General features: G+C 69.8%; 10 protein-coding genes and 1 pseudogene. 7 read left to right on the top strand and 4 right to left on the bottom strand.

The window, feature by feature from the left end:
• Nucleotides 1-92 precede the first annotated feature (92 nt).
• Entirely contained in the window at nucleotides 93-2,804 is a 2,712-nt protein-coding gene (locus ULB03_RS26780) for a response regulator (RefSeq protein ID WP_322486128.1), read from the bottom strand.
• A gap of 258 nt (nucleotides 2,805-3,062) precedes the next feature.
• On the opposite strand from ULB03_RS26780, the gene ULB03_RS26775 reads away from it, so the two are divergent.
• Both ULB03_RS26775 and ULB03_RS26770 read left to right on the top strand, forming a co-directional pair.
• Entirely contained in the window at nucleotides 3,063-5,126 is a 2,064-nt protein-coding gene (locus ULB03_RS26775) for a methyl-accepting chemotaxis protein (RefSeq protein ID WP_322486127.1), read from the top strand.
• Between the two features lie 58 nt (nucleotides 5,127-5,184).
• Nucleotides 5,185-5,649, top strand: coding sequence for a GNAT family N-acetyltransferase (locus tag ULB03_RS26770; protein ID WP_322486126.1), 465 nt, complete (start codon nucleotides 5,185-5,187; stop codon nucleotides 5,647-5,649).
• 17 nt (nucleotides 5,650-5,666) lie between these two features.
• Here ULB03_RS26770 and ULB03_RS26765 read toward each other — a convergent pair whose 3' ends face one another.
• Complete coding sequence (locus ULB03_RS26765) at nucleotides 5,667-6,089, bottom strand: rhodanese-like domain-containing protein (protein WP_322486125.1); 423 nt, start codon at nucleotides 6,087-6,089, stop codon at nucleotides 5,667-5,669.
• A 180-nt stretch (nucleotides 6,090-6,269) separates the two neighbouring features.
• Here ULB03_RS26765 and ULB03_RS26760 point away from each other — a divergent pair, with 180 nt between their 5' ends.
• Nucleotides 6,270-6,617: a VOC family protein gene (locus ULB03_RS26760; protein WP_322486124.1), complete on the top strand. Its 348-nt coding sequence runs from the start codon at nucleotides 6,270-6,272 to the stop codon at nucleotides 6,615-6,617.
• A 125-nt stretch (nucleotides 6,618-6,742) separates the two neighbouring features.
• Nucleotides 6,743-7,105: a hypothetical protein gene (locus ULB03_RS26755; RefSeq protein ID WP_322486123.1), complete on the top strand. Its 363-nt coding sequence runs from the start codon at nucleotides 6,743-6,745 to the stop codon at nucleotides 7,103-7,105.
• A 114-nt stretch (nucleotides 7,106-7,219) separates the two neighbouring features.
• Here ULB03_RS26755 and ULB03_RS26750 read toward each other — a convergent pair whose 3' ends face one another.
• Complete coding sequence (locus tag ULB03_RS26750; RefSeq protein WP_322486122.1) at nucleotides 7,220-7,531, bottom strand: type II toxin-antitoxin system RelB/DinJ family antitoxin; 312 nt, start codon at nucleotides 7,529-7,531, stop codon at nucleotides 7,220-7,222.
• A 138-nt stretch (nucleotides 7,532-7,669) separates the two neighbouring features.
• Here ULB03_RS26750 and ftrA point away from each other — a divergent pair, with 138 nt between their 5' ends.
• A complete protein-coding gene (gene ftrA / locus ULB03_RS26745) occupies nucleotides 7,670-8,671 on the top strand; it encodes a transcriptional regulator FtrA (RefSeq protein ID WP_322486121.1) in 1,002 nt (333 codons plus the stop codon).
• 34 nt (nucleotides 8,672-8,705) lie between these two features.
• On the opposite strand, the gene ULB03_RS26740 is transcribed toward ftrA, so the two are convergent.
• Nucleotides 8,706-9,077, bottom strand: coding sequence for a hypothetical protein (locus ULB03_RS26740; RefSeq protein ID WP_322486120.1), 372 nt, complete (start codon nucleotides 9,075-9,077; stop codon nucleotides 8,706-8,708).
• 216 nt (nucleotides 9,078-9,293) lie between these two features.
• On the opposite strand from ULB03_RS26740, the gene ULB03_RS26735 reads away from it, so the two are divergent.
• Entirely contained in the window at nucleotides 9,294-11,612 is a 2,319-nt protein-coding gene (locus ULB03_RS26735; RefSeq protein WP_322486119.1) for a beta-glucosidase family protein, read from the top strand.
• A 117-nt stretch (nucleotides 11,613-11,729) separates the two neighbouring features.
• Nucleotides 11,730-13,369, top strand: a pseudogene (locus tag ULB03_RS27600) (GMC family oxidoreductase).

Raw genomic sequence — 13,369 nt, 5'->3', positions numbered from 1 at the left:
CAATACCGGTCCATTGTTTGGATGATGGTGCCGATCATTTAAATAACATTGCCTATTACTTAAAATCCCCTAACGGAGAGGGCCGGCGAACGCTATAGGGATCGGAGAGGGCTGTCAATAAACCGCCCTGACGCAGCAGGGGCGACCGTACCGCCAAATCGACGATCCACCGCGGCCCAGCCCTGGCGCCCCGCCGTGACGGTGTCGTCGGCCAAGGACAAGATCCGGTCGAGCTGACGATCCGGAGCGGCGCAGGCGGCGTGCAGCGCTTCGCCCAGGGCCTGCAGCCGCTTGAGGCCCGCGTTGCCCGCCGTTGAAATGAGATCGTGGGCTTCGGCGCGTATCCCCTCAAGATCGCCACGGGCCCGCAAGGCCGCCACCCGGTCGAGCCGTTCATTGCCATGCGCCACCAGGCTGGCGATGAGGCTGCGGAATTGATCCCGGCCGGCGATCGCCTCCAGCCGCCGCAGGACGCTCTCGTCCAGCGCCGGGGTGGATGCCAGGGGATCGGCCTCCACCGCCGGAGCGGGCTCGTGAGGCGAGGCGCTGGTCCAGCGCGCCACCGCCGCCAGGAACTTGCCCTGATCGAAGGGCTTGGCGACAACGTCGTCCATGCCCGCCTGAAGGTATTCCTCCCGCATGCCCGCCATGGCGTTGGCCGTCAGGGCGATGATGGGCACCCGCACGCCCGCCTGTCGGGCACGGATCAGGCGTGTGGCCTCCAGACCGTCCATGCGCGGCATCTGCACATCCATCAGGATCAGGTCGAAGACAGCGCCCGGCGCCGTGGCCACGCGCACGCCCTCCTCCCCATCCTCCGCCAGGGTGACGTCGTACCCTTCCTTGCGCAGCATCAGCAGGGCGACCTGCTGGTTGATCTGGTTGTCCTCCACCAGCAGCACGCGGCGGCCCGTGGCACCGGTTGCCGCGGCCGGGGCGTCCCCGTCGCTCCCCGCCTCCTTGCCGGGTCCCGCCGCCACCTGGCTCAGGAACAGGCGGCTTAGAACGTCCAGCAGGGTTTGGCGCCGTACCGGCTTGGCCAGCACTGCGGCGAAGACATCGACGTCCGCGCTGCCCCGGTCGATCACCCCGAAGGAGGAGATGAGGACCAGCTTCGTCTCGGCAAACCGGCTGTCATTGCGGATACGCTGGCCCAGAACGTCGCCCCGCACGTCGGCCATGGCGAAATCCAGCAACACCAGATCCGGCGGACGGCCTTCCGCCCAGCTCCGCTCCAGCGCCTCAAGGGCGGACGCGGCCCCATCGGCCAAGCTGACCACCAAACCCAGGTCGCTGAAGGCGCGCTTCAGGATTTTCTGGTGCAGGGGGATGTCGTCCACGACCAGCACCCGCAGGCCCTTGATGCCATCCACCAGGGTATGACGATCCACCAGCGTGGCCGCCACTGGGCGCAGGGGCACCACGAACCAGAAGGTGCTGCCAGCACCGGGCTCACTGTCCACCCCGATGTCGCCGCCCATCAGTTCCACCAATTGGCGGCAGATGGACAAGCCCAGGCCGGTGCCCCCGAAACGACGGGTGATGGAGCTGTCCGCCTGGTTGAACTTCTGGAACAGGCGGGCGCGCTGTTCCGGTGGAATGCCGATGCCGGTGTCGCTGACGGCGATACGAAGGCGGCGCCGGCCCTCGGTGTCGGCGGAAGCACTGGGCTCCACGCCAATCTCGATGGCGACGGAGCCGCGGCTGGTGAACTTGATGGCGTTGGCAACCAGATTGGTCAGGACCTGGCGCACACGGGTCGGGTCGCCGCGATAGGCGCCGTGGGCCGCGTCCTCGACGTAGCAGACGAGGTCCAGGCCCTTTTCCGCCGCCTTGGGCGACAGCAGCATGGCGACGCCATCGGCCAGTTCATCCATGGAAAAGTCGATCTCCTCCAGATCGACCTTGCCGGCCTCGAGCTTGGAGACGTCCAGGATGTCATTGAGAATGGACAGCAGCATCTCGCCGCTGTCGTGGATAGCGGCGGCCAACATGCGCTGTTCGCTGTCCAGCTTGGTGTCCAGGATCAACTGCGCCATGCCCAGCACCCCGTTCATGGGCGTGCGGATCTCGTGGCTCATGTTGGCCAGGAATTCGGATTTGGCGCGGCTGGCCGCCTCCGCCGCCAAGCGGGCGTGGTCGCGCTGCTCCGCCAAGGTCGCCATTTCCAGCGCCTGGGCCTGCAGCGCCGCCTCGGCGCGGCGGCGTTCCGCCACCTCAACCTCGAGACGGGCGATGGTGGCCGTCCGCTCCTCCAGCAGGAGTTGCTTTTCATGGAAACTGAGCTGCTTGCCCAGCGCCCCGCCCAGGGCCTTGGCCATCATCTGCAGCAGGGCGACATCGTCCGAGGAAAAGGCGTTGGGTTCCGTGCCCATGACCTTCAGCACCCCGACCGCGCGCCCCGCCTCGAACAGCGGCGCGCAGACCATGGAACGGACACCCACCGTGCGGCAGGCGGCACGGTCCACACGCTCATCGGTTTCGCTGTCCGCGCACATCAGGACCCTGGCGGTCTCGACGCAATAGCCGGAAAGACTGCCCTTGCGCTTCAGGCGCACGCCGACGAACCGGGAAACGGCGCCGCTGGCGGCGCGATAGACCATGTCCTCGCCCTCGGCCAGCTCGACCACGGCGCCCTTGGCGCCGGTCAGGCGCTGCAGCCGGTCCACCACCGTCTGCATAAAGGCACCCAGGTCCAATTCGGAATCGGCCAGCAGGGACTGGGTCAGCACCACCTCGCCCAGGCGCTCCACCTGATGCTCCAGCGCCCGGATGCGCTCCGTCTCCGATACTGACCGGGTCACGCTTGCCTCTTCCACGCTCAAGCTGTCGCCCTTAGCTATATACCAATGACCACTATACGTAAGCCGCGATCGGTGGGCATCGTCAGAATTGGAACTTCGGGATTATCTTTGGCAGTAAACGTTGTGCGAGGCCGCCAATAAAGGGGCGGCAAAGGCCAGCACACCCCGGCCCGTTCACACATCCTTAACCTTGGCACTTTAACGCTACTTTCAGTGGAAGCACCCTCTGTCCCGTAAAGGCCAGCCAGAAGGTACCCAATGAATATCAGCAAGACCGTCTTGTCCGGTATTGGCGGCATCGCCGCCTTGGCCGTCGCCTTGTCCGGCATCATCGCCTTCGTCGCCGCCCGCGACCTCGCGGCCCAAGCGTCCGCAGGACGCTACTTGGCCGCCTATGGCCAGACCTTGAAGTTGGGCGCGCTGTTGGCGTCGGAACGCAGCGCCTGGAATGCCGCCTTCAGCGCCGAGGGGTCAGCGGACACCGGCCCCGGCAGCGCGCAAGCCAAGGCGATGGCGGCCACGGACGCCGCCCTGGCGGAGGCGCGCGCCGTCACGACGGCGGCGCACCTGGACCTTGCTGGCCTGGCGCAGGCGGAAAAGCTGCTGGCGGACACGCGGGCGGGTGCCAAGGCCGCCACGGCCCAGACCAAGGCCGACCGGCCCGCAGACGCGGCCGGCCGCATGCAGGATGGCATCGCCGCCACCGCCACCGCCGTCGACCACGCCGCTGACCTGGCCTTCCGCCGCACCGCCGCGGCATCGGCCGACCTGACCGTTCCCTTGCAGATCGCCGCCATGGCCCAGGATCTGCGCGCCGCGGCCGGAACCCGCTCCGCCATCCTCAGCCTGTTCCAGTCGGGGCAGACGCTGGATGCCAAACGCCTCCAAACCGCGACACAGCTGACCGGCCAGGTCGCCACCCTGTGGCGCCTGCAAAAGCAGGCCGTCGCCAACCTGGGCAGCCCCGCCAAGCTGGCCGAGGCGCTGGCGACCGAGGAAAACACCCTGATGAAGGAGGGGGAGCCGCGCTACCAAGCCATCCTGGAAGCGGCACGCACCGGCAGCCCCAGCCCCATGGACAACGCCGCCTGGCGGGCCTGGACCAGCCCCATGCTGGACAACGCGCTGATCCTGCGCGACCGGGCCCTGGAAACCGCCCGGGACATGAATGAGGAAGCCTTGAGCGACGCGCGCGTGCAGCTGTTGCTGGGCGCCCTGACCCTGGCCTTCGTGGCCGCCATCACCGCCCTGGTGGCCTGGGTGTTGCGCCGGCGCGTGACCCTGCCCATCAAGGGCCTGACCCAGGCCATCACCCGCCTGGCGGAAGGTGATCTGGAGGTGGTGATCGCCGCGCCCCGCGTGCAGGACGAGGTGGGTGCCATGGCCACCGCCCTGACCGTGCTGCGCGACAACGCCGCCCAGGCCCGCGCCGCCGAACGCGAGGCCGCCGCCGCCCGGCAGGCGGCCCTGGACCGCGCCCTGGCGGTGGATGGCCTGTGCCGCACCTTCGACAGCCGCGCCAGCGCCGGCCTGAACGCCGTTGAGGAAGCGGCCGGCCACCTGGCCGCAACGTCCGCCACCATGACGGAAACGGCACAGCAATCCAGCCGGCAGGCGTCCACCGTCGCCAGCGCCGCCCAGACGGCGTCCAACGGCATCAACACCGTGGCCGCGGCGGCCGAGGAACTGTCCGCCTCCATCGCCGAGATCAGCCGCCAGATGGCCCAGTCCACCACCATCGCCAACGAGGCGATGGCCAAGGCGGAGGAGACGGACCACGCCATCGCCGCGCTGGCCGCCGCCAGCGCCAAGATCGGGGAGATCGTGGGCCTGATCACCGCCATCGCCAGCCAGACCAACCTGCTGGCGCTGAACGCCACCATCGAGGCCGCCCGCGCCGGCGAGGCGGGCAAGGGCTTCGCCGTGGTGGCGTCCGAGGTGAAGCACCTGGCCAACCAAACGGCGCAGGCGACCGAGGACATTACCCGCCAGATCAACGAGATCCAGGCGGTGACGCGCAGCGCCGTGGACGGCGTGCGCGCCATTTCCGACGTCATCCACACCATGGGGGGCATCACCTCCGGCATCGCCGCGGCGGTGGAGGAACAAGGGGCCGCCACGCAGGAAATCGCCCGCAACGTGCAGGAGGTGGCCGCGTCCACCCACCAGATCACCGCCAGCATCGATGAGGTGCGCGAGGCGGTGGAACAGTCGACCACCGTGGCCGGGGACCTGCGCCAGGCGGCCACGTCCATGACCGACAGGGCGGAGCGGCTGAAGAGCGACGTGGCGGGCTTCCTGGGCGGGGTGCGCGCCGCCTGATCTGGTCAAGCGGTGCGTTCCTCCCTACAAGGGTTCCCCGAAACGACGGGGAAGCCCCATGGCGCTGACGCACCGCCCACTGACACCGGACGATCTGGACCTGGTATGCCGGCACCGCGCCGCCATGTTCCGTGACTCCGGCCGGCCGGAGGCCGCCATCACGGCCATGACAGCACCCTTTCGCGCCTGGCTGGCACCCCGCTTGGCCGATGGACGGTACTTCGGGTTCGCCTTGGTCGACGCCGAGGGCGCGGTCGTGGCCGGCATAGGCCTGATGGAACTCGACTGGCCGCCCCACCCGGCACATCCGGAGGAAGCGCGGCGGGGCTATGTCCTGAACGTCTATGTCGAGCCTGGCCATCGGCGCCAAGGCCTGGCCCGGCGCCTGATGACCTTGGCGGAGGCGGCGTTCCGTGAGCGCGGCATCACCTATGCCGTCCTGCACGCCACGGCCGCCGGCCGCCCGTTGTATGAGCAGGCGGGATGGGCCCCGACCACGGAAATGGCCAAGGCCCTGATCTGAAGCCTGATCAGATCCCACTAGCCGCGCGCCAGGCCCAGGCCCTCGTCGATCCAACCGGTCAGGCCGCCGATCATTTCCTTCACCGGTCGGCCCAGGCGCGCCAGCTTCAGCGCCGCCTTGGTGGAACCATTGCAGTGCGGGCCGGCGCAGTAGACGATGAACAAGGTGTCCGCCGGGTAGTCCGCCAGCCGTGCCTCGGTCAACTGCCGGGTCGGGATGTTGACGGCGCCCGGCACATGGCCCGCCGCGAACAGGGCCGGGGTGCGGACGTCCAGCAGCACGAAGTCTTTGGTCTCCTGGGTCGTGGCGTACCAGACGTCGGCGCAATCGGTCTCAAACGCCAGCTTGGCGGCGAAATGCGCCACGGCGTCGTCCGGCGCGGCGGCGGGCGTCTTGGCGACGACGGAGGGGCCGGCGGAAATGGGAGCGGGGTCGGCCATGGCGGGGTCTCCTGTCAAACGGCGGCGATGGCCCTTTGTCCCCTATGCGGCGCCCGGCCGCCAGGGGCACCCCCGCCAAAAGGCGGGCGGTTCCAGCCAACATCCTGCTGACAGCGGCTGTCATCAACCTGGGCTAAGGCTCCGCCATCAACGACAACCGCCGACAGGAAGGCACATCCCATGGCCCGGCCCAATTACATCGAACTGCCCACCCGCGACCTGGCCACGTCGCAGAGCTTTTATGAACAGGCCTTCGGCTGGTCGCTGACCGGCTTCGGCCCCACCTACGCCTGCACCATGACCGGCGACGTGGACATCGGCCTGCAGGCCGACGCGGCGGAGGCGACCAAGGCGCCCCTGACGGTGATCCAGGTGGAGGCGCTGGAAGCGGCGTTGGCCGCCGTCACCGCCGCGGGCGGCACCATCGTCCGCCCCATCTTCAGCTTCCCCGGTGGCCGCCGCTTCCACTTCACCGACCCCTCGGGCAACGAATTGGCGGTGATGCAGGCGGAGGCCCACCAGGACTGACCCACGCATCGTACGCAGGGCTCGGACCACACAGTCCTGCGTCACCAGGTGGCAGGCTTGCCTTAAAATGCCCTCATCGCGGGTGGGCCTCGATCATCATGGGGCCACCCGGATGGGAGGTTTTCGTGGTTCACGCCCATTCCTTGCCCAGCCTGGCCCTGCTGTTGCTGATCCTGGGGGCGTTGTTCACCCTGGGCTTCGGCTTCGTGCTGTTTCATGTGCCGGGGGAGCCCGCCGTGCGGCGCGCCATCCTGCCCTATTACTGCGCGGTGATCGTCGTCCTGCTGGGCGCCGCGCTGCTGCTGAACGTGGGCCTGGCCCACGCCTGGCCCGGATTATTGTTGATGGGCGCCATCGCGGCCGTGGCCCTGGCCACGTCCCGCGTCTGCGGCCACTGCGGCATCGCCGTCCAACCCCGCAGCCTGGTCCCGCCCAGACACTGCGCCCATTGCGGCCATGCGTTCAGCGACGCGGGGGACGACCGGTGAGCCCAGCCTTGAGGTCGATGACAGCGTACGCTACGGCCGCCTCCGGATTGCGCTCCGCGAGATAGTCGAAAATCCTCTCTCGGTCCGTGACCGCCCAGGGCGACCAGCGCAGTTTCATGCACCACCCTTTTTCACGGCGACCCGGTCCCGCAGAATGGCCCGCCGCGACGCGAAGTGGTCCTCAACATCGTCTTCATCCAGGCTTGGACGGGGGTCCTCAAGCGCTTGTCGCACCTTCGCGCGAAACCAGGCATCGTGGGTGGCGCCATCCGCCAGCAGGAAAGGCAGCGCGCCTTCATTGGCGGTTCGCGTCAGAAGAATGCGGACAGCATCCGATACCGATAGACCCATTTTTTCCAGTACAGCGGCAGCCCGATCCTTCACGTCCGCATCGATACGCGTTTGCACCAGGGCATTGCTGGCCATGGGGGCCTCCTTTATTGCTCGCATGACAATGTAATGCATTTGATGGCAAGGAACCACCCTCGCCTGTCCGCCAATAGGCGGGCATTTCCGGCCAGGCTGCCATCAGCCCCTGGCGCCCCCTGGGGCGCCGGTGTTTTCATGGCATCCATGACCCTGCCCCGCTCCGCCCCACCGGCCCCGACACCCCCGCGCAACCGCACCGTGGCCGTGCTGGCCTATGACGGGTTGTGCACTTTCGAGTTCGGGGTGGCGGTGGAGGTGTTCGGCCTGCCCCGGCCGGAGATGGCGGACTGGTACCAGTTTCGCGTCTGCGCCGCGGAACCCGGCCCCCTGCGCGCGGTGGGCGGCATCCAGGTATTGGCGGACGGCGATGTGCGCGACCTGGCCGCCGCCGGCACCATCATCATTCCCGGCTGGCGCGGCAAGGACGCGCCGGTGCCCCCGGCCCTGCTGGACGCGCTGCGCCATGCGCACGCCGGCGGGGCGCGGCTGGTGTCCATCTGTTCCGGCGTGTTCGTCCTGGCGGCGGCCGGCGTGCTGGCGGGCAAGCGTGCCACCACCCACTGGCGCTATGCCCAAACCCTGGCGGCGCGGTTCCCCGACATCCGCGTGGAACCCGACGTGCTGTATGTGGACGAGGGGTCGGTGCTGACCTCCGCCGGCAGCGCCGCCGGCCTGGACCTGTGCCTGCACATCGTGCGCCGCGACCATGGCGCCCGCATCGCCAACCAGGTGGCCCGCCGCCTGGTCATCCCGCCCCACCGCGACGGTGGCCAGGCGCAGTTCGTGGAGGCGCCGCTGGCCGATGAGGCCGCCCCCCTGTCCGCGCTGTTCGACTGGATCCGCCGCAACCTGGACCAGGATTTGACCCTGGCCCGCCTGGCGTCCCAGGCGCGCATGAGCGAGCGCAGCCTGGTACGCCGCTTCCGCGAGGCCGCCGGCACCAGCCCCAAGGACTGGATCCTGACCGAGCGACTGGGCCGCGCCCGCACCCTGCTGGAGGCCACCTCCCTGTCGCTGGAGCAGGTGGCGGCGGAGTGTGGATTCGGCGGCGCCGATACCCTGCGCCACCACTTCCGCGCCCGCCTGCGCACCAGCCCCACGGCCTATCGCGCCCGCTTCGCCGCCGCCGCCGAATAGCCGCCCCTAACCGCCCCGGCGGCTGGGGCCGCCGTTAAAGACTCCCGCCATGGGCGTTGACGGCCGCCACGACGACAGCGACATCCTCCGCCACCGTCTGATGGCCACCACCCACGGTCAGCGTGGCCTTGGCCGTGCCGCCGGGCGGGATTTCCGTGGGCAGGGGTGGGCGCACCAGCGACACCGAGGAGCCACGCACCCAGAGGGGCGAGCCGTCGGGCCGGGTCAGCCGGGCGAAATGCGCCGTCAGGCCCAGACGGGCCAGCAGGGCGTCCGGCGCCTCCGCCGTCGTCACCGCCTCACCCAGGCCGCCCAGCGCGGTGCCACCGGGGCCGCCCGTGAGCGTGCCGATGTTCCCGGCGTCGATGTGGATGGTAATGCCCGCGGATATCCTGATCTCAGCCATGGCTCTTTCCCCCTGACGGTTTCCCCAGCCAAACCCGACAGCGGGCGGGCGGCATAGAGGCGCATTCGGACATCGCCGATTGGGTCCCCTTGGGCCCGCCCCACAAACCGGTTGCGCGGGCCGGAGCCGAACCCTTAGAGTGCGCGCCATATGACAAGGTTGTCATACGCTCCGCCGGGCCCGTCCGGCGGCAATAAAATCCAGGGAGTATCGCCCATGCCCCGCGCCCCCCTCCGCCGTCTGGTAGGCCGCCTGGCCGCCGGCGCCGCCCTTTGCGCCCTTGCCGCCGGCGGTGCGCTGGTTTCCCCGGCCCAGGCCCAAATCCCGCTGGAGGCCGAGATGTCGGCGCGGGCCACCGCCGCCGCCGTGCCACCAACGCCGTCGGTGCCCGGCCCGTGGATGGACGCCAAGCTGTCGCCGGATGAGCGCGCGCGCCTGCTGGAAAGCCGCATGACGCTGGAGGAGCGCATCGGCATGCTGCACGGCATCATGGCCCTGCCCTACAAGATCGACCGCCTGCCGGAGGGCGTGGTCTGGTCCGCCGGCTACATCCCCGGCGTGCCGCGCCTGGGCATTCCCGCCCTGCGCGAGACGGACGCCAGCCTGGGCGTCACCACCCCCCACCGCCTGCGCCCCGACGGCGCCACCGGCCTGCCCGCCGGCCTGGCCATCGCCGCGACCTGGAGCCCGGAGCTGGCCTACCAGGGTGGCGCCATGGTGGGGGACGAGGCGGCGCGCAAGGGCTTCAACGTCCTGCTGGGCGGCGGGGTGAACCTGACGCGTGAGCCCCGCAACGGCCGCAACTTCGAATATCTGGGGGAGGATCCGCTGCTGGCCGGCACGCTGGCGGGCCAGGCCATCCGCGGCACCCAGGACCAGCACATCGTGGCGACGGTGAAGCACTTCGCCATCAACAGCCAGGAGTCCAGCCGCCGCGCCGTGAACGCGGTGATCGATGAGGCGTCGCTGCGCGAAAGCGATCTGCTGGCCTTCCAGCTGGCCATCGAGGCGGGCAAGCCAGGCTCCGTCATGTGTTCCTACAACCGCGTCAACGGCCCCTGGGCCTGCGATAACGATTTCCTGCTGAACAAGGTGCTGAAGGGCGACTGGGCCTATCCCGGCTGGGTCATGTCCGACTGGGGCGCCACCCCGGCGCTGAGCGCCGCCATGAACGGCCTGGACCAGCAGTCGGGCGAGCAGATCGACAAGGACGTGTTCTTCGACAAGCCGCTGAAGGCGGCGGTCGAGGCCGGGCAGATTCCGGCGGCCCGCGTGTCGGACATGGTGCGGCGCATCCTGCGCTCCCTGTTCGCCACCGGGGTGTTCGACGTGAAGGCCTCCACCGGCCCCATCGACTTCCAGGGCCATGCCGACCTGACCCGCACGGTGGCGGAGCACGGCATCGTGCTGCTGAAGAACAAGGGCGGCGTCCTGCCCCTGGCCAAAGGCAAGCGCATCGCCGTCATCGGCGGGCTGGCCGACGCCGGCGTGCTGTCGGGCGGCGGGTCGTCCCAGGTGCTGGCGGCCGACGGGCCCAACCATGATTACAAGAACGGCGCCTTCGTCCACATCGGCGGCACCGGGGAACTGGTCCACATCTCCGACGCCGTCTACCAGCCCGACGCGCCGCTGAAGGCCATCGAGGACAAGGCCGGCAAGGACGCCGTGTTCTTCGCCGACGGCCGCTACGTCAGCGAAAGCGTGGCCGCCGCCAAGCAGGCGGACGTGGTCCTCATCTTCGCCACGCAATGGAACATCGAGGGCCAGGACGTGCCGGACCTGACCTTGCCCCAGGGCCAGGACGCGGTGATCGCCGCCGTGGCCGCCGCCAACCCCAACACCATCGTCGTGCTGGAAACCGGCGGCCCCGTCGCCATGCCGTGGCTGGACAAGGTGGCCGGCGTGGTGGAGGCCTGGTATCCCGGCATCCGGGGCGGCCACGCCATCGCCAACATCCTGTTCGGTGACGTCAACCCCTCGGGCCGCCTGCCCATCACCTTCCCCCGGGACGAAAGCCAGTTGCCCAGCCCGGAGCTGGCCGGCTTTTACGAGCGCGACCGCACCAAGCTGATCGACGCCCATTATCCGGAGAAGGCGGACGTCGGCTATCGCTGGTACGCGGCCAAGGGCCTGGCGCCCCTGTTCCCCTTCGGCTATGGCCTCAGCTACACCACCTTCGCGCAAGGCGGGCTGAAGGCCGCCGCCGGCACCCGCGCCGGGGAGGCGATGAAGATCAGCTTCACCGTCACCAACACCGGCGCCCGCCCCGGCCAGGACGTGGGGCAGGTCTATCTGGTGTCGGGCCCGCAGGGGAAGCGCACCCGCCTGTTGGGTTTCGGCCGCGTGGACCTGAAGCCGGGCGAGAAGAAGACGGTCAGCGTCACCGTCGACCCGCGCCTGCTGGCCGATTTCGACGCCCAGGCCCATGAGTGGAAGGTGGCGGCCGGCAGCTACACCGTGGCCCTTGGCAGCGACGCCCTGACCCTGGGCGAGACCCAAACCGTGACGCTGAAGGCCCAAAGCCTGAAGCCGTGATGACGATCCCGCGGCGCCGGGTGCCTGGCAAGCGCCGGGGATGACACCCCGGCGCTTGCCAGGCACCCGGCGGGCGGCCGACACTGGCGGAAACAACCGCCTGGGAGGGCCGCCCGCATGACCACCGCCGCCGCCGAAGACGCCGACATCTTCGACTACATCGTCGTGGGCGCGGGTTCGGCCGGGTGCGTGCTGACCAACCGGCTGTCGGCCGATCCCACCGTGCGCGTGGCCTTGGTGGAGGCCGGCGGCAAGGACGACTGGATCTGGTTCCACATCCCCGTCGGCTATCTCTTCGCCATCGGCAACCCCCGCGCCGACTGGATGTTCAAGACCGAGGCGGTGCCCGGCCTGAACGGCCGCAGCCTGGCCTATCCGCGCGGCAAGGTGCTGGGCGGCTGCTCCGCCATCAACGCCATGATCTACATGCGCGGCCAGGCCGCCGACTATGACGGCTGGCGCCAGATGGGGCTGCCGGGCTGGGGCTGGGACGACGTGCTGCCCACCTTCCTGGCGCAGGAGGACCATGTGGCCGGCGCCGGCCCCTTCCACGGGGTCGGGGGCGAGTGGCATGTGGACCACCCCCGCATCCGCTGGGCCCTGCTGGACGCCTTTATCGACGCCGCCGGTCAGTGCGGCATTCCCCGCACCGAGGATTTCAACCAGGGCGACAATGAGGGCTGCGGCTATTTCCAGGTGAACCAGAAGGCAGGCCGGCGGTGGAGTGCCGCCCGCGCCTTCCTCGACCCCGTGCGCCACCGCCCCAACCTGACCGTTATCACCGGCGCCCTGGCGGAGCGCCTGACCTTCGACGGCACACGCGCCACCGGCGTGCGCCTGCGCACCCCGCACGGCCCCCGGATTCTGGCGGCCCGCACTTTGGTGGCACGGCGAGAGGTGGTGGTGGCCACCGGCGCCGTGGCGACGCCGGCCTTGCTGGAGCGCTCCGGCATTGGCGCCGGCGCGCGGGTGCGCGACCTGGGTGTCGCGGTCATCGCCGACCGGCCGGGGGTGGGGAGAATTTGCAGGACCACCTGCAACTGCGCCCCATCTTCAAGGTGACGGGCGTGCCCACCCTGAACCTGCTGTACCAGTCCCTGCCCCGCCGGGCGTGGATGGCGCTGGACTATGCCCTGCGCCGGCGCGGGCCCCTGACCATGGCGCCGTCGCAGCTGGGCGCCTTCACCCGCAGCGGGCCGGAATACGCCACCCCCAACCTGCAATTCCACATCCAGCCCCTGTCGCTGGACAAGTTCGGTGACACCCTGCACCCCTTCGGCGCCTTCACCGCCAGCGTCTGCAACCTGCGACCCACCAGCCGGGGCAGCATCCACGCCCGTGGCCCCGACCCGGCCGACGCCCCGGTAATCCAGCCCAACTACCTGGCGACGGAGGAGGACCGGCGCGTGGCGGTGGACAGCCTGCGCCTGGCCCGCCGCATCGCCCAGGCCCCGGCGCTGGCCGCCTTCCAGCCGGAGGAATACAAGCCCGGCGCCCATCTGCGCAGCGACGCCGATATCGCCCAGGCCGCCGGCGACGTGGGCACCACCATCTTCCACCCCGTGGGCACCGCCCGCATGGGGCCCCAGGACGATCCGCACGCCGTCACCGACGCCCGCCTGCGCGTCATCGGCGTGCAGGGCCTGCGCGTGGCCGACGCCTCCGTCATGCCGCGCATCACCTCGGGCAACACCGCCGCCCCCACCATGATGATCGCGGAGCGGGCGGCGGCGATGATCCGGGAGGATGCGCGGTAG

The organism is Nitrospirillum goiasense, assembly GCF_034427435.1.
In the GTDB taxonomy this organism is placed as follows: Bacteria; Pseudomonadota; Alphaproteobacteria; order Azospirillales; family Azospirillaceae; genus Nitrospirillum.
The sequence above is the reverse complement of the archived record's forward strand: the minus strand, read 5'-3'. Positions and strand labels throughout refer to the sequence as shown.

Coding starts and splice junctions, on each gene's coding strand:
- ULB03_RS26775 (WP_322486127.1), top strand. CDS start 3,063: ATGAATATCAGCAAGACCGTCTTGTCCGGTATTGGCGGCATCGCCGCC.
- ULB03_RS26770 (WP_322486126.1), top strand. CDS start 5,185: ATGGCGCTGACGCACCGCCCACTGACACCGGACGATCTGGACCTGGTA.
- ULB03_RS26765 (WP_322486125.1), bottom strand. CDS start 6,089: ATGGCCGACCCCGCTCCCATTTCCGCCGGCCCCTCCGTCGTCGCCAAG.
- ULB03_RS26760 (WP_322486124.1), top strand. CDS start 6,270: ATGGCCCGGCCCAATTACATCGAACTGCCCACCCGCGACCTGGCCACG.
- ULB03_RS26750 (WP_322486122.1), bottom strand. CDS start 7,531: ATGGCCAGCAATGCCCTGGTGCAAACGCGTATCGATGCGGACGTGAAG.
- ftrA (WP_322486121.1), top strand. CDS start 7,670: ATGGCATCCATGACCCTGCCCCGCTCCGCCCCACCGGCCCCGACACCC.
- ULB03_RS26740 (WP_322486120.1), bottom strand. CDS start 9,077: ATGGCTGAGATCAGGATATCCGCGGGCATTACCATCCACATCGACGCC.
- ULB03_RS26735 (WP_322486119.1), top strand. CDS start 9,294: ATGCCCCGCGCCCCCCTCCGCCGTCTGGTAGGCCGCCTGGCCGCCGGC.